Source organism: Pseudomonas sp. TWI628, assembly GCF_039673865.1.
Lineage (GTDB): Bacteria > Pseudomonadota > Gammaproteobacteria > Pseudomonadales > Pseudomonadaceae > Aquipseudomonas.
The window spans coordinates 86,109-102,783 of sequence record NZ_JBDJMM010000017.1 but is presented as its reverse complement, the minus strand read 5'-3'; the positions used below and the strand labels follow the sequence as shown (position 1 = coordinate 102,783).

The window sequence follows — 16,675 nt, the reverse complement described above, 5'->3', positions numbered from 1 at the left end:
CAATCCAGTTTCCTGTAAAGGCCTCTTCGCGGGTAAAACCGCTCCCACAAGGGCCTCCACTGCCTTCAACTTTGCACAGTACCTGTGGGAGCGGGTTCACCCGCGAAGAGGCCGGCACAACAAATGCACATTTCAAGTGCAGAGCTCACCATCCTGGAGCACATCAGTACACATCGCGCCGATAGCGCTTGGCCTTGCCCAACGCCTCGACATAGGCCTCCGCATCCACCCCGCCATGCACGGCAATCACCTCACGCAACGCCGCATCGACATCCTTGGCCATGCGCTGGGCATCACCACAGACATAGAAGTACGCGCCCGCCTCCAGCCACTGCCACAACTGCGCGCCCTGCTCGAGCATGCGCTGCTGCACATAGACCTTCTCGGCCTGGTCCCGCGAGAACGCCGTGTCCAGGCGCAAATGCCCGCTCGCCTGCCAGGCCTCCAGCTGTGCCTGGTAATAAAAGTCCGTGGCCGCAAACTGCTCGCCGAAGAACAGCCAGTTACCGCCGGTGGCACCGCGTGCCTCGCGCTCTTCGAGGAAGGCACGGAACGGCGCGATGCCGGTGCCGGGGCCGACCATGATCACTGGCAGATTGTCGTCCTCAGGCAGGCGAAAGTGCTTCGACACTTGCGGGAAGATTGCCACCCTCAACGCCTGCGCACGGTCCGCAAGGAACGTTGAACACACCCCTTTGCGCTCGCCATAGCGCACGGTGGCGACGGTGAGGTGGACCTGGTCCGGATGCGCCAACGGGCTGGAGCTGATCGAATACAGACGCGGCTGCAACGGCTTGAGCAGGTCGAGCCAGGTAGCCAGCGGCAACTGCTGAGGGAACGCACGCAGCACATCGACCAGTTGCCGGCCCCACAGCCAATCCTGCAGTTCGGCCTTGCACTCGGGCTGCAGCAGACGCCGCAGGTCGGCGGCATGGGCGCTGAACACCTGCAGTTGCTGCGGGTTGACCTTGGCGATTTCCAGGTGCGTTTCCAGGGCCTCGGCCAGTGGCATCGCCTGCTGCCCCTTCAACGCAACCCATTCCTTGCCATCGAGCTGCATCAGCGCCAGCAGCTCCTCGACCAACGCCGGGCAGTTGCGCGGCCATACGCCCAAGGCATCGCCGGCGGCATAGGTGAAACCGCTGCCGGACAGGCCAAACACCAGCTGGCGGGTTTCCTTGTTGGCACCCGGGCCGTTGAGCAGGTGATTTTCCAGCAGCGGGGCCGACCACGGTTGCTGCTTGCTGTAGCTCGCGACCGGCGCCGGTGCACTGACCGGTGCTGGCGAGCCGGTGCTGCCGAGCTCCGGCAGCAGGGCTTCGAGCCACCCGGCGAAGGCCTCATCGAAATCCGGTTCGCAATCGACCCGCTGCAGCAAACGGCGCCCTCCCAGTTCGGCCAGGCGCTGGTCGAGCTTGCGGCCAAAGCCGCAGAACTGGTCGTAGCTGGAGTCCCCCAAGGCCAGCACGGCATAGGGCAGCTCCGCGCAGCAAGCGCCCTCCTCGCCTTGCAGCGCCTGCCAGAACGCCGTGGCGCTGTCGGGCGCGTCACCGTCACCGAAGGTGCTGGTAATCAGCACCACACTGGCGGCGCCTTGCAGCTGGCTGGGGCTTACCGCGTCCATGCAACTGAGCTGCACGTCGAGACCAGCGCCGCGCAGGCGCTGGGCACAACGTTCGGCAAGCGCTTCGCCATTGCCCGTCTGCGAGGCCCACAGCACCTGGTGGCGCGGCGCGGCGATGGCCGGGGCAGCGGCTGGCTGCGCAAACAAGCCCGCCAGCAAACCATCGACAAACAGCCGCCGTGAAGCAGCCAATGGCGCGCTGGCCGGCAGGCTGGGTACGCCCTCGGCACGCGCCTGATCAAGGCCGAGCAGGAAGCCCTGCAGGTAATGACGCTCGTCATCGGCCAGCACCGGGGCTGGCAAAGTGTCCAGGCCAAGCAGGCGGGACAGGGTCGCGGTCGGCATGCGGGCAGGCTCCGGCAGAGGGGTGTTCAGCTCAAGGGCATCGATGCGCTCGCCAGCGACCCGCTCCAGGGCCACGGCGCAATGCTTGAACGCCGGCTGCAGCGACAGCGGGTCGACCGCATCGCAGGTCACGGCATTGATCGCCAATTGCTCGCCGACCAGGTCATTCCAGTGGAACGGGGCAAAGCAGTTGCCGGGCATGACCCGGTCGCTGATGCGCGCCGGCAACAGCGCCTGGCCGCGACGTGAGCGGATGGCGACCTGATCCTTGTCGGCGATGCCCAGGCGCGCAGCATCATCAGGGTGGATTTCAATGAAGGGCCCGGGCTCCAGCTTGTTCAGCGCCGGCACCTTGCCGGTCTTGGTCAGGGTGTGCCACTGGTGCTGCACGCGGCCGGTGTTGAGCACCAGCGGGTAGTCGGCGTCTGGCAGCTCGGGCGCCGGCAGCCAGGGCCGGGCGAAGAAGCGCGCCTTGCCACTGGCGGTAGGGAACGCCAGGGCAGGCGCATGGCCCTCGGCATCGCGCAACAGGTGCTGGCTGCTGCCGTCGTTCAGGTAACGCAGCGGGCTGCGGTCGTCATCGCGACCCGGCGCGCTGGGCCATTGCCGTGGGCTGAGGCGCAATTGCTGATAGCCGATGCCGCGCAAGTCGTAGCCGGTGGCCGGGTTCCAGAAGCGCCGGATCTCGTCGTACACCGCCTCAGCGTCGGGATAATCGAACGCCTCGGCGTAGCCCATGGCGCAGGCAACCCGAGCGATGATCTGCCAGTCCGCCAGGCTTTGGCCGGGCGCCTGGACCGCCTGCGGCATCAACGTCAGGTTGCGCTCGCTGTTGATCATCACACCCTCGCCTTCGGCCCACAGCGCGGCGGGCAGGAGAATATCGGCGTAGCGGTTGGTCTCGGTGTCGAGGAAGGCGTCCTGGGTGATCACCAGTTCGGCCTGGCGCAGGCCGTCGATCACCTGCTGACGGTTGGCGACGCTGGCCACCGGGTTGCTGCAGATCACCCAGCAGGCTTTCACCTCGCCCGCCTTCATCTGCTCGAACAGCGCGATCGTGCCCTCGCCGCCTTCGCTGCGCAGGCTGCCCGGTTGCAAGTGCCATTGCTCCTCGACGAAGGCGCGGTCTGCCGCCACCAGCGCAGAGCGCTGGCCCGGCAGGCCCGGGCCCATGTAGCCCATCTCGCGGCCGCCCATGGCATTGGGCTGGCCGGTCAGCGAAAACGGCCCGCTGCCGGGGCGGCAGATGGCGCCCGTAGCCAGGTGCAAGTTGCACAGGGCGTTGCTGTGCCAAGTGCCGTGGACGCTCTGGTTGAGGCCCATGGTCCAGCAACTCATCCACTCCCCGGCCGTGCCGATCCATTCGGCTGCCTGGCGGATGTCGGCTTCGCTCAGGCCGGTGATGGCGGCCACGCGCTCCGGGTTGTAATCGTCGAGGAAGGCCGGCAGTTCGTCCCAACCCTCGGTGTGACAGGCGATGAACGCGGGGTCGGTGTGGCCGTTGTGGTGCAGCACGTGCAGCAGGCCATTGAGCAGGGCCATGTCAGTGCCAGGGCGCACTTGCAGGAACAGGTCGGCCTTGTCGGCCGTGGCAGTGCGCCGCGGGTCGACGACGATCAGCCGGGCACCGGCCTTGACCCGGTCGAGCAGGCGCAGGAACAGGATCGGGTGGCAGTCGGCCATGTTCGCGCCGATCACCAGGAACACCTTGGCGCGTTCGAAATCCTGGTAGCTGCCGGGGGGGCCATCGGCCCCGAGCGACAGCTTGTAGCCGCTGCCAGCACTGGCCATGCACAGCCGCGAGTTGGACTCGATATGCCGGGTACGGATAAAGCCCTTGGCCAGCTTGTTGGCCAGGTACTGGGCCTCCAGCGACATCTGCCCGGACACATACAGCGCCACCGCGTCCGGGCCATGCTGGTCGATGATGCCGCGCAGGCGCTCACCGGCCTGGGCAATGGCCTGGTCCATGCTGCTGCGCGCCGGCTGCTGGCTGCGTTGCTGGCGGACGTAGGCGTCCTCCATGCGCCCGGCGGCGGTCAGTGGCAGGTGTGCGGTGAGGCCCTTGGTGCACAGGCGGCCGAAGTTGCTCGGGTGCTGCTTGTCGCCGCTGATCTTGCTGACCTTGCCGTCGGCAACGCTCATGACGATGCCGCAACCGACGCCACAGTAGGGGCAGACGCTGCGTACTTCGCGGGTGGTCATGGGCGGTCTCCCCTTTCAGGCATGCAAAAAGGCGCCGGCTGCCCGGGCTTGCAAAGCAAGCGGGGCAACACGGCGCCTTTGTCGTGAGTGGTGGGGCTGTCGACGTTGATAGCCCTGGATAAAGGTCATTGAGCAATTAGTGGGCCAGCTGTACCAGCCCTTTCGCGGGTGAACCCGCTCGCACAGAATCGCCGCAGGCTTGAAGGCAGTGCAGGACCGGTGGGAGCGGGTTCACCCGCGAAGAGGCCAGCACAGGCAGCGCACCACGCGGTGGCAAGCGAGCTACCCATGGCGCTATGCTGGGGCAATTTCCAGCAAGAGCTACAGCCCGCATTCCATGTCCAAGGTGATCCTCAAGACCCCCGCCCAACTCGAACTGATGCGCAACGCCGGCCGGCTGTTGGCCCAGGTGTTCGCCGAACTCGACCGCTTCATCCGCCCCGGCGTGACCACGATGCAGATCAACGACCGCGCCGAGGCCTTCATCATCGACACCCTCAAGGCCCGCCCGGCCAGCAAGGGCCAGTACGGCTTCCCCTACTCGCTCAACACCTCGGTGGACCATGTGGTCTGCCATGGCATCCCCAAGGTCGATGAAGTGCTCAAGGAAGGCTCGATCATCAACGTCGACATCACCCTCGAACAGGGTAGCTACATTGCCGACTCGTCGAAGATGTACAGCATCGGGCCAATCAGCGAAGACGCCCAGCGGTTGGTCGACACCACTTACGATGCGCTGTGGAAAGGCATCGAACAGGTACGTCCCGGGGCGACGCTGGGGGATATCGGCCATGCCATCCAGGCCCATGCCGAAGCGGCTGGCTACAGCGTGGTACGCGAGTACTGCGGCCATGGCATCGGCCAGCAGATGCACGAAGGGCCCGAGGTGCTGCATTTCGGCCTGCGTGGCATGGGCATGAAGTTGCAGCCGGGGATGGTGTTTACCATCGAACCGATGATCAACCAGGGTGGGCGCGGGACGCGGACGCTGAAGGATGGCTGGACGGTGATTACCCGGGACCACTGCCTGTCGGCGCAGTGGGAGCATACGGTGGCGGTGACCGAGGATGGGGTCGAGGTGCTGACGTTGCGCGAGGAAGAGCGCAGCCATTAAGGCCAGAAACGAAAAAAGCGACCCTGGGGTCGCTTTTTTTGTGGCTTCCGGGTGTTCAGTGGGCCCTGGAAGCGGAATATGGCGCAGCGGACGGGACTCGAACCCGCGACCCCCGGCGTGACAGGCCGGTATTCTAACCGACTGAACTACCGCTGCGCTATACATCGAGTGGTGGGTGATGACGGGATCGAACCGCCGACCCTCTGCTTGTAAGGCAGATGCTCTCCCGGCTGAGCTAATCACCCTTCGTCTCGGTGTGGCGCGCATTCTACGGACGGCCTGCCACCCTGGCAAGCACTTTTTTAAATTTTCTCAAAAAAAATTCCAAGCCTTTCAAAGACCTAGGGCAGCCGGGGCTTTTCTTCCCTTATAGGGCACTGCTGGCCCTCTGACAGGGTTGGCCTTGGAGCACTGCTCGGAGAATAATGCCCGCCTTATGCATTAAGGAGAGATTGCCCCCCATGTGGTTCAAGAACCTGCTGTCCTACCGCCTGACCCAGGAAGTACCGTTCGAGCCTGAAGCGCTGGAAGCTGCGCTGGCCACCAAGCCAGCCCGCTCGTGCGCCAGCCAGGAGCTGACCACCTACGGTTTCATCGCGCCATTCGGCAAGGGTGAAGACGCTCCCCTGGTGCACGTCAGCGGCGAGTTCCTGCTGATTGCCGCGCGCAAGGAAGAACGTATCCTGCCGAGCAGCGTGGTCAACGATGCGGTGAAGGAAAAGGTCGAAGAGATCGAGACCGAGCAAATGCGCAAGGTCTACAAGAAGGAGCGCGACCAGATCAAGGACGAGATCATCCAGGCCTTCCTGCCACGCGCGTTTATCCGCCGCTCGATGATCTTCGCCGCCATCGCCCCGCGCCTTGGCATGATCCTGGTCAACTCGGCCAGCGCCAAGCGCGCCGAAGACCTGCTGTCGACCCTGCGTGAAGTGATGGGCTCGCTGCCGGTGCGCCCGGCCACGGTGAAGATCGCACCGACCGCGACCATGACCGACTGGGTCAAGTCGCAACAGGCTGCCGAAGGTTTCTATGTGCTGGACGAATGCGAGCTGCGTGACACCGCCGAAGACGGCGGCATCGTCCGTTGCAAGCGCCAGGACCTGACCAGCGAGGAAATCCAGCTGCACCTGAGCACCGGCAAGGTAGTCACTCAGCTGGCCTTGGCCTGGCAGGACAAGCTGTCGTTCGTGCTCGACGACAAGATGGTGATCAAGCGCCTGAAGTTCGAAGAGCTGCTGCAGGAGCAGGCCGAACAGGACGGTGGCGACGAAGCCGCGCAGCAGTTCGATGCCAGCTTCCAGCTGATGATGATGACCTTTGCCGAGTTCCTGCCGGCGCTGTTCGAAGTGCTCGGTGGCGAAGAGATTCCGCAAGGGGTCTAAAAGCAGCTGCAAGCTTCGAGCTGTAAGCTACAAGAACAATCAAAAGCGATAGTGCGGTGCCCCATGCGGCACCGTACTGCTTTCACTTGCAGCTTGAAGCTTGCCACTTGAAGCTGAAACCGGAGGTTTCCCAATGCGCGCCCTCGCCGCCCTCAGCCGCTTCGTCGGCAACACCTTCGCCCTGTGGGTGCTGGTGTTCGCCGTGCTGGCCTTCTTGATGCCCCAGTGGTTCATCGCCCTCAAGGTGGCTATCGTGCCGCTGCTGGGCCTGGTGATGTTCGGCATGGGCCTGACCCTCAAGCTCGACGATTTTGCCGCCCTCGCCCGCCAGCCCTGGCGCGTGGCCCTGGGCGTGGTGGCGCACTTCGTGATCATGCCGGGCATGGCCTGGCTGCTGTGCCAGCTGTTCCACCTGCCGGCGGAAATCGCCGTGGGCGTGATCCTGGTCGGCTGCTGCCCGAGCGGCACGGCGTCTAACGTGATGGTCTGGCTGTCCAAGGGCGACCTGGCGCTGGCGGTGGCGATCGCCGCGGTAACCACCCTGCTCGCCCCACTGCTGACCCCGGCGCTGATCTGGTTCCTGGCTTCAGCCTGGCTGCCGGTGTCCTTCATGGACATGTTCTGGTCGATCCTGCAGCTGGTGATGCTGCCCATCGTGCTCGGCGTAGTGGCCCAGCGCTTGCTGGGTGCGCGGGTGCAGATGGCGGTGCAGGTGCTGCCACTGGTGTCGGTGGTGAGCATCGTGATGATCGTCTGCGCGGTGGTGGCGGCCAGCCAGGCCAAGATCGCCGAATCGGGGTTGCTGATCATGGCGGTGGTGGTGCTGCACAACACCTTTGGCTATCTGCTGGGCTACCTCACCGGCCGGCTCTGCAAGCTGCCGCTGGCCCAGCGCAAGTCGCTGGCACTGGAGGTGGGGATGCAGAACTCGGGGCTCGGGGCGGCGCTGGCGGCGGCGCATTTTTCGCCGCTGGCGGCGGTACCGAGCGCGCTGTTCAGCGTCTGGCACAACATTTCCGGGGCGCTGCTGTCGACCTGGTTCCGCAGGATGGAGGATTCATCGGCCGCCATTGAAGAGGTTGAGCCGGCCAGGCAATGATGTGTACCCTGATGGCCACTGTGAGGACGACCTCACGACGCACCGCGTGACCATCCCGGGGACGGCCCCATCATTCACAACGATGGAGACGCATCATGTCCTGGATCATCCTGTTCTTTGCCGGCCTGTTCGAGGTCGGCTGGGCCGTCGGCCTGAAATACACCGACGGCTTCAGCAAACCCCTCCCGACCGTACTCACCGTCGCTGCCATGGCCATCAGCCTGGGCCTGCTGGGCCTGGCCATGAAGGAACTGCCGTTGGGCACTGCCTATGCCATCTGGACCGGCGTCGGCGCCGTCGGCACGGTGATCGCCGGGATCATCCTGTTCGGCGAGTCGGTGGCCCTGGTGCGGCTGGCCAGCGTGGCGCTGATCATTACCGGCCTGATAGGCCTGAAAGTCAGCGCCAGCTGATTCCCCTTCCTTAACGCAGGCCGCCGCGCAGGCGGCTGACCTGCTCACGCAAGGTCTCTGGCTGCGCCGCCTCCACCGGGATGGCGGCGCCCGCCACGATGGTCACCTTTGACCACAGGCGCTTGAAGAAGCCCTTGGCCGGATCGCGGCTGAAGAAGCTCCCCCACAGGCCCTGCAACGCCAGCGGAATTACCGGCACCGGGGTTTCTTCAAGGATGCGGCTGACGCCCCCCTTGAACACATCGATCTCGCCATCGCCGGTCAGTTTGCCCTCCGGGAAGATGCACACCAACTCACCGTCCGCCAGGTACTCGGCGATACGCGCGAAGGCTCGCTCGTAGGTGGCCTGGTCTTCGTTGCGCCCGGCAATCGGAATGGCGCCCGCCGTGCGGAACACGAAGTTGAGCACCGGCAGGTTGTAGATCTTGTAGTACATGACGAAGCGGATCGGCCGGCGGATCGCCCCGCCCAGCAGCAACGCATCGACGAACGACACGTGGTTGCACACCAGCAGCGCCGCGCCTTCATCGGGGATGCGTTCGAGGTCGCGGTGCTGCACACGGTACATCGAATGGCTGAGCAGCCAGATCAGGAAGCGCATGGTGAACTCGGGCACGATCCTGAAGATGTAGGCGTTGACCAGCACGTTGAGCAGCGACACCACCAGGAACAGCTGCGGGATGCTCAGCTTGAGCACACTCAGCAGGACAATGGTGAAGATCGCCGAGACCACCATGAACAGGGCATTGAGGATGTTGTTGGAGGCGATCACCCGGGCCCGTTGGTCTTCAGCGGTGCGCGCCTGGATCAGGGCGTACAGCGGCACGATGTAGAAGCCGCCGAACACACCGAGGCCGACGATCGACATCAGGATCCACCAGGCCTGGTGCATGCCCAGCAGCGCCAGCCAGTCGTGCGGCTGGTCACCAGCTGGCACGTCACCCGAGTGCCACCACCAGAGCAGGCCGAACAGGGTCAGGCCGAACGAGCCGAACGGTACCAGGCCGATTTCCACCTTGCGCCCACTGAGGCGTTCGCACAGCAGCGAACCGAGGGCGATGCCCACCGAGAACAGGGTCAGTACCAGGGTCACTGCGGTCTCGTCGCCGTGCAGCCACTCCTGGGCGTAAGTCGGGATCTGCGTCAGGTAGATGGCGCCGACGAACCAGAACCACGAGTTGCCGACGATCGAGCGCGACACCGCCGGGGTCTGCCCCAGGCCCATGCGCAGGATCACCCACGACTGCTTGAAGATGTTCCAGTCCAGCGTCATCTGCGGTGATGCCGCTGCGGCCCTCGGGATCCAGCGGCTGGCCAGGTAGCCCAGCACGGCAGTGCCGACCACGCCACCGGCCACCACCGTGGCGTAACTGTCGTGGGCCATCATCACCCCGGCGCCAATGGTGCCGACCAGGATGGCGAGGAAAGTGCCCATCTCCACCAGGCCGTTACCACCGACCAGCTCTTCTTCACGCAGGGCTTGGGGCAGGATCGAGTACTTCACCGGGCCGAACAGCGCCGAGTGGGTGCCCATGCCGAACAGCGCCAGCAGCATCAGCGTGAGGTGGTTGGTGACGAAGCCGATGGCGCCAACCGCCATGATGACGATCTCGGCCAGCTTGATCGCGCGGATCAGCGCGTCCTTGGCGAACTTCTCGCCAAACTGCCCGCCCAGCGCCGAGAACAGGAAGAACGGCAGGATGAACAGCAGCGCGCAGAGGTTGACCCAGATCGAACGGTCACCGTCGCCCAGGCTGAGCTTGAACAGGATCGCCAGGATCAGCGACTGCTTGAACAGGTTGTCGTTGAAGGCACCCAGCAACTGGGTGACGAAGAACGGCAGGAAACGCCGCTTGCCGAGCAAGGTGAATTGCGAGGGGTGACTCATCGTCCTTGTTCCTGAGTGTCTTTTGTCATTGGAGGCACGCGAAGCGCTGCGAGCCACAAATCTGCATGGGAAAGCCTGTGCCTGGCAAGAAACACGGGGCAACACCGGAACCCGCTCACAATTTGATATCACAGTGACATTAATTTCAGCCCAATCACTGTTCAGATTTTGTTACATGTGCCGATAATTCATATAGATGACTATATCTGACAGAAGGAACAGACCTCAGGTCTCCTCCAACGCATAAGAAAAGGAGCTCGGCAGTAATGTTTACCTGGTTTGGCGACCTCAAGATCGCCCACAAACTCTTACTCGGTTTCGGCCTGGTGCTGTGCCTGACACTGGTGCAGTCGCTGATCAGCTGGGACGGCCTGGGCAGCCTGGTACGGCGCAGCGAGGTAGTCAGCGATGTATCGCGCCTCAACGACGCCCTCGGCGACCTGCGCGAAGCGCGCTTGCGTCATGCCATGGCCAATGGCGCCCCAGCCGAGAGCAAGCAACTGCAGGCTGCGCTGGACGCCTTCAAGCCGACGCTGGCCAAGCTGCGCGAGGTGATGGTCAAGGCGCAGAGCCATGCGCTGATCAATGCCGCCGATCAGGCCTTGCAGGGCTACAGCGGCAACCAGGCCGCCAGTTTCCGCGCCTATGAGAAGATGCGCGCCGCACAGAAGGAGATGGGCGAACTGGCCACCCAGTCGTTTGCCAGCATCGAGCAGATTCGCAACCAGGTACGCGCCTTGCCCGATGCCGAGCAGCGCTTCGTGCGCATTGAGGCCATCAACCAGATCCGCGAAAACCTGATCCTGCTGCGCTATCACGTTCGCGGCTACACCGGAAACACCAACGCCGAGACCGAGAAGCTGATGAACGCCCAGATCGCCAGCACGGTGAACGACCTGCCTGGGCTGGTCGCCCGCTTCAACGGCAATTTCCCGCAGCATTTCCAGCAACTGGAGCAACAGGTGCACGCCTATGCGAAGGCCGTCGAGGCGTTCCGTGGCGAGGTCAGCAACCTGGTGGGCTACCGCGCCGCCATGGCCAACGACATCGAGACCCTTAATGGTGTCATCGGTCAACTGCTGGACGACCAGGCCGTGTGGGTCGCCAAGGACAGCCATTTCGCCCGCACCCTGCAGATCGCCGCTACCCTGCTCGCCTTGCTGCTCGGTGCCCTGGCTGCCATGGGTATTGCCCGGCAGATCAGCCAGCCGCTGCGCCAGGCACTGAAAACCATGGAACAGGTGGCTGCCGGTGACCTCAGCGAACAACCGGCCAGCCGCCGCCGCGACGAAGTCGGCCAACTGCAGAACGCCCTGCAGGGCATGACCCGCAACCTGCGCGAGCTGATTGCCCAGGTGCGCGATGGCATTTCGCAGATTGCCAGCGCTACCGAGGAGCTTTCGGCAATCACCGAGCAGACCAGTGCCGGTGCCAACAACCAGAAGGTGGAAACCGACCAGGTGGCCACGGCCATGCAGGAAATGGCCGCCACCGTGCACGAGGTAGCGCGCAATGCCGGCGAGGCCTCCGTGGCCGCCAGCGCCACCGACGAGGAAGCCCGCGAAGGTGACAGCGTGGTCAACCGCGCCGTGGCCCAGATCAGCCGCCTGGCCAGCCAGGTGGATGCCACGGGCGAGGCCATGGGGGCGCTGCGCACCGAGAGCCAGCGTATCGGCAAGGTCATGGACGTGATCAAGGCCGTGGCCGAACAGACCAACTTGCTCGCGCTCAATGCCGCCATCGAAGCGGCCCGAGCCGGTGAAGCAGGCCGTGGCTTTGCCGTGGTGGCCGATGAAGTGCGCAGCCTGGCACAGCGCACCCAGGCATCGACACTGGAGATCGAATCGGCAATCGGCAGCCTTGAGGAAGGCACTCGCTCGGTGAGCGAATTGATGGAGCAGAGCCAGAGCCTGACCGAAAGCAGCGTGGCACTGGTGCGTGAGGCCGGGGTAGCGCTGGAGGGGATTACCCAGCGCGTGTCGGGGATCCAGCTGATGAACCAGCAGATTGCGGCGGCTTCGGAACAGCAGAGCGCGGTGGCTGAAGAGATCAGCCGCAGTGTGGTGACGGTGCGGGATATTTCCGAGCAGACGGCTGAAGCCAGCCTGCAGACTTCGGCGTCCAGCGTCGAGCTGGCGCGGTTGGGTGGGCAGTTGCAGCAGATGATCAGCCGGTTCCGCTTCTGATCGACAAAAATGCCCTGCTGCCGGTGTCGGCAGCGGGGCATCTTTTAGAGTGACTTCGCCTGCACCCGCGAAGGGGCCGGTAAAAGCCCCCGATCATTCAAACCCGAACAGCGCCTGCGCGGTATCCGCCAGCAGCGCCCGGCGCAATTCAGCCGAGCAGCCCAAGGCTTCGAACTGCTCGACAACCCTGGCAAAGCTCACCACTGACTCATGCTGGGTATGCGGCCAATCGCTGCCCCACATCAGCCGCTCGGCACCATAATGGGCTTCAAGCGCACACAGGGCCTGACGTGCAAACGCCAGGTTCTGCTCCGGCGTGCCTTCCAGCCGGTAGATACCCGACACCTTGACCCACACCTTGCCCTTGCCACCCAGCGTCAGCAGCTCGGCAAACCCCGGCTGCCCAAGCCCCAGGCGGGCATCGGGCCGACCGAAATGGTCGACCACAATGTTCAGCCCATAAGGCTCCAGGGCCCGCACTAGCGCAGGAATGTCCGCGACATGGCGGTGCAGTTCCAGGTGCCAGCCCTGTTCGCCAACACGCTCCAGCATCGGTCGCCATTCGGCCCCCGTCAGGTCTGGCAGGTTCTGCCCCATGAGGTTCAGGCGCACGCCCCTGACCCCAAGCCGATGCATCTCCTGCAATGTCTCGCGCTCGACGTCCCGATCAAGCATCACCACCCCGCGCAACTGCCCCGGCACGGTCTGCAGGGCGCTGAGCAGGTAGCGGTTGTCAGTGCCCAGGAAACTGGGCTGCACCAACACGCCATGGCTGAAACCATGGGCCAGCAGCTGGCCCAGGTAGTCACCCAATGGCGCATCGTAGCTGGGCGCGTAACGCCGCTCGCTGGCCAGGTTCAGCCCACGGCTGAACACGTGGGCATGGCTGTCGATGGCGGTCAGGTGTGAAACGGGAACGTCGGGCATGGTCATCACAGGACAGTCAGGTTACTTGGCGACAGCGCCAGCCATTTCCGGCGCTGGCGTGGCCTCAAGGTTGCGGCCACGGGTTTCCGGCAGGCACAGCGCGGCGAGCATGGCCACGCCGTATGCGATGCCGGCATCGATACCGATCGCGCTACCCAGCGACATGGATTCGCTCATGTGGCCGACCAGGAACGGGAACACCGCCGACAGCACGCGGCCGAAGTTGTAGCAGAAGCCGACCCCGGCACCGCGCACGTCGGCCGGGTACAGCTCATTGAAGAACGCCCCCAGGCTGGCCGGGATGCCGGCGGCAAAGAAGCCCAGCGGGAAGCCGAGGAACAGCATCTGGGTATTGCTCAGCGGGAAGAACACATAGGCCTGCACCGTGAGCACGCAGCACAGCGCGAACAGCAGGATGTTCTTGCGCCGGCCGATGCGGTCGATCAGCAGGCCGCTGACCACGCAACCACACCAGAAGGCGAAGATGATCACCGCCAGGTAGCCACCGGAGTTCAGTACCGACAGGTTGCGTTCGGTCTTGAGGAAGGTCGGCAGCCAGGTCATCACCGCGTGGTAACCGCCGTGGGCGCCCAGGCCCAGCAGGCCGCCGAGCAGGGTCACGCGCAGCAGCTCTGGGCGGAAGATGCCGGACATCGACTTGAAGAAGCTGCCGGGAATGGCCTTCTCCTTCTGCAGGCGCTGGAAGCTGTCCGGCTCTGGCACGTTGCGGCGTACCCAGATAATCAGCAGCGACGGCAGCAGGCCGACGAAGAACATCACCCGCCAGGCGTACTCGGCCGGCACCAGCGAATAGATCAGGGTGAACAGCCCCACTGCCAGGCCCCAGCCCACGGCCCAGGCGCTCTGCACGGTGCCCATGACCTTGCCGCGGTATTTCGGGTTGATGGTCTCGGCCATCAGCACCGCACCGGCCGCCCACTCGCCACCGATGCCGAAGCCCTGCATGGCCTTGACGAACAGCAACGGGTAGAAGCCGGTGACGAACGCCGAAAGGAAGGTGAAGAAGGAGAACCAGAGGATCATCCACTGCAGGGTGCGCACGCGGCCATAACGGTCCGACAGGGTGCCGCCGAGCCAACCACCGATCGCCGAGGTAACCAGGGTCAGGCCGCTGATCAGGCCGGCATCGCCCTTGGTCAGGGAGAACGCGGCGATCAGCGCGGGGATGGCCAGGCCGAACATCTGCACTTCCAGCGCATCGAGCGACCAGCCACCGAAACAGGCCCAGAACGTCTTGCGTTCCCGTGAAGTGATCTGGCGGTACCAGCTGAACATGATTGTTATCCTTCTAGTCGTGTGTGTTACGGGCAGGCGAAGCCACTGCGCCGTGGCAGAACGGCGCAGACGGGTAACGGGCGAAGCGGCCGGCTTAACGGCTCAGCGAATCTCGACGCGGTAGCGGAAGTGCTGCGCGTGGCCGCGCGAGCGGCGCCATTCCAGCGGTTTGCCGGCGTAATCGCGGGCCAGGCGCTCGATCACCACCACCGGGCTGTCGACCGGCAGTTGCAACAGGCGGCCATGGGCTGCGTCGACCGCTTCGGCGGTCAGGGTCTCTTCGGCGTAGGCGACCACCTGGCCGCACAGCTCCTCGTAGATGGGGTAGAGCAGCGGGCCTTTGCTATCCAGCTCGACGTCGAGCAGTGGCTGGAAGGTCTGGCGCGGCAGCCAGATTTCCTCGGCAAGCACCGGCTGGGCGCCGAGCAGACGGGTACGGACAATGCGGATGACCTCGGCTTCGACGGCCAGGCCCAAGGCCTGGGCAACGGCCGAAGGTGCCAATACCGGCTCGATCGAGAGGATGCGGCTTTCCGGCATCAGCCGCTCGCCGGTGGCGCTTTCGAAGCGGAAGAAGCGGAACAGCGAAGACTGGAACTGCGGGCGGCGGATGAAGGTGCCGCGGCCCTGCTGACGCTCCAGCACGCCTTCGGCGACCAGCACGTCGACGGCCTTGCGCACGGTGCCGACGGACATGTCGAACTCGGTGGCCAGGGCGGCTTCGGTGGGAATGGCCTCGCCCGGACGCCAGCGGTTGTTGGCGATCTGCTCGATCAGGTGATCGCGCAGTTGCTGATAGCGTGGTAGTCGAGCATCACCTGACAGTGGGTGCATGGGTCGGCTCTCGTCTTGTTATGTAAACATATATATGAATTTTCCGAGAGTATTCCCCGTGGGGTACGGGCTGTCAATCCTCCGCTGGTCGCCGTCGCTGGCCTCGCTTATCCTCAAGCATCGGAAATCCCCACAACAAGGACGTGGTAATGCTCGCCGCCCTGAAAGGCTATCCCGCCAGCGTCCGCCTGTTACTGGCCACCACGTTCACGCTGACTGTCGCCCGTGCCCTCACCCTGCCCTACCTGGTGGTTTACCTGGCCGACAACTTCCAGTTGTCGGTCGGCCAGATCGGCCTGCTGATCGGTGGCGCGCTGATCGTGGCCTCGCTGCTGAGTCTCTACGGCGGGCATCTGGTCGACACCGTGCGCAACCACACCCTGGTCAGCGCCAGCACGCTGGCCTTCGCCCTCGCCTTCGTGGCGGCCATCGCCAGCCGTTCGGTGTGGCTGTTCTTCACCTGCCTGGTGCTGATCAACCTGGCCCTGGCGGTGGTCGACATCGCCGCCAAGGCCGGCTTCTGCGCGCTGCTGCCGGTGGATCAACGGGCCGAGGTGTTCGCCATCAAGTACACCCTGAGCAACGTCGGCTATGCCGTCGGCCCGCTGCTCGGCGTGGCCATGCTGGAGCTGGACGATCACCTGCCGTTCGTTGCCTCTGCGCTGACCGGCCTGGGCATGTGCCTGGCCTACTGGCGGCTCGGCGACCGTGGCCTGCAGGCCAGCGCACAGGAGCAGCCGGGCGCCGGGTTCACTCAGGTGGCGCTGGGGCTGGCGCGTGACCGTCGGCTGGTGTGCTTCACCTTGGGCGGGGTACTGAGTGCGGTGGTGTTCGGCCAGTTCACCGCCTATCTGTCGCAGTACCTGGTGGTGACCAGCAGCGCCAGCGAGGCGGCGCGGCTGGTCGGCTACCTGGTGACCACCAACGCCGTCACGGTGATCGCCCTGCAGTACCTGATCGGTCGGCGCATCGGCCGCCAGCAGCTGATGCCCTGGCTGCTGGCCGGCATGGCGCTGTTCATTGCCGGGTTGCTGGGTTTTGCGGTGGCCGGGTCGCCCTTGGCCTGGTGCCTGGCAATGCTGGTGTTCACCCTCGGTGAGATCATCGTGATCCCTGCCGAGTACATGTTCATCGACCTGATCGCCCCTGAGCACCTGCGCGGGGTGTATTACGGGGCGCAGAACCTGTCCAACCTCGGGGCGGCGCTGGGGCCGGTGATGGTGGGCTTCGCCCTGGGGCGGTGGTGGCCGGGGCTGATCTTCTACCTGCTGGTGATGTCGGTGATACTGGCAGGGGTGTTCTACTGGCTGGGCACCCGCAGAGCTTGATGCTGCCTGCGACGACTCACCGCTGCGACCATCG

The 16,675-nt window shown here is 64.6% G+C and carries 11 protein-coding genes and 2 tRNA genes; 6 read left to right on the top strand and 7 right to left on the bottom strand.

Translation table 11 applies throughout. The features are described from left to right. Nucleotides 1-163 precede the first annotated feature (163 nt). A complete protein-coding gene (locus ABE528_RS15190) occupies nt 164-4,174 on the bottom strand; it encodes a bifunctional nitrate reductase/sulfite reductase flavoprotein subunit alpha (protein WP_346653377.1) in 4,011 nt (1,336 codons plus the stop codon). Between the two features lie 337 nt (nt 4,175-4,511). Between ABE528_RS15190 and map the strand changes: the two genes are divergently transcribed. Continuing rightward, on the top strand, nt 4,512-5,288 hold the full coding sequence (gene map, locus ABE528_RS15185; RefSeq protein ID WP_346653376.1) for a type I methionyl aminopeptidase: 777 nt from the start codon (nt 4,512-4,514) through the stop codon (nt 5,286-5,288). Between the two features lie 79 nt (nt 5,289-5,367). On the opposite strand, the gene ABE528_RS15180 is transcribed toward map, so the two are convergent. Then, a tRNA-Asp gene (locus ABE528_RS15180) sits at nt 5,368-5,444 on the bottom strand. 13 nt (nt 5,445-5,457) lie between these two features. Continuing rightward, nucleotides 5,458-5,533, bottom strand: a tRNA-Val gene (locus ABE528_RS15175). A 216-nt stretch (nt 5,534-5,749) separates the two neighbouring features. Between ABE528_RS15175 and rdgC the strand changes: the two genes are divergently transcribed. From rdgC to sugE, 3 genes are all read left to right on the top strand, one after another. Next, entirely contained in the window at nt 5,750-6,670 is a 921-nt protein-coding gene (gene rdgC, locus ABE528_RS15170; protein ID WP_152954156.1) for a recombination-associated protein RdgC, read from the top strand. Between the two features lie 133 nt (nt 6,671-6,803). Then, a complete protein-coding gene (locus tag ABE528_RS15165) occupies nt 6,804-7,769 on the top strand; it encodes a bile acid:sodium symporter family protein (RefSeq protein ID WP_152954155.1) in 966 nt (321 codons plus the stop codon). 95 nt (nt 7,770-7,864) lie between these two features. Beyond that, entirely contained in the window at nt 7,865-8,182 is a 318-nt protein-coding gene (gene sugE, locus ABE528_RS15160) for a quaternary ammonium compound efflux SMR transporter SugE (protein ID WP_346653375.1), read from the top strand. A 10-nt stretch (nt 8,183-8,192) separates the two neighbouring features. Here the strand turns inward: sugE and ABE528_RS15155 are convergent, their stop codons facing one another. Next, complete coding sequence (locus ABE528_RS15155; RefSeq protein WP_152954153.1) at nt 8,193-10,070, bottom strand: MFS transporter; 1,878 nt, start codon at nt 10,068-10,070, stop codon at nt 8,193-8,195. Nucleotides 10,071-10,336: 266 nt separating this feature from the next. Between ABE528_RS15155 and ABE528_RS15150 the strand changes: the two genes are divergently transcribed. Further along, on the top strand, nt 10,337-12,256 hold the full coding sequence (locus ABE528_RS15150) for a methyl-accepting chemotaxis protein (protein WP_346653374.1): 1,920 nt from the start codon (nt 10,337-10,339) through the stop codon (nt 12,254-12,256). A 93-nt stretch (nt 12,257-12,349) separates the two neighbouring features. Here the strand turns inward: ABE528_RS15150 and ABE528_RS15145 are convergent, their stop codons facing one another. From ABE528_RS15145 to ABE528_RS15135, 3 genes are all read right to left on the bottom strand, one after another. After that, the gene (locus ABE528_RS15145; protein WP_152954151.1) at nt 12,350-13,183 is read right to left on the bottom strand and encodes an amidohydrolase family protein; all 834 of its coding nucleotides are present in this window, start codon (nt 13,181-13,183) and stop codon (nt 12,350-12,352) included. A 21-nt stretch (nt 13,184-13,204) separates the two neighbouring features. Next, entirely contained in the window at nt 13,205-14,479 is a 1,275-nt protein-coding gene (locus ABE528_RS15140; RefSeq protein ID WP_152954150.1) for an MFS transporter, read from the bottom strand. A 102-nt stretch (nt 14,480-14,581) separates the two neighbouring features. Further along, a complete protein-coding gene (locus ABE528_RS15135; RefSeq protein WP_152954149.1) occupies nt 14,582-15,313 on the bottom strand; it encodes a GntR family transcriptional regulator in 732 nt (243 codons plus the stop codon). Between the two features lie 149 nt (nt 15,314-15,462). On the opposite strand from ABE528_RS15135, the gene ABE528_RS15130 reads away from it, so the two are divergent. Further along, nucleotides 15,463-16,641 (top strand): MFS transporter, encoded by a 1,179-nt coding sequence (locus tag ABE528_RS15130; RefSeq protein WP_346653372.1) that lies wholly within the window; start codon nt 15,463-15,465, stop codon nt 16,639-16,641. Nucleotides 16,642-16,675 lie beyond the last annotated feature (34 nt).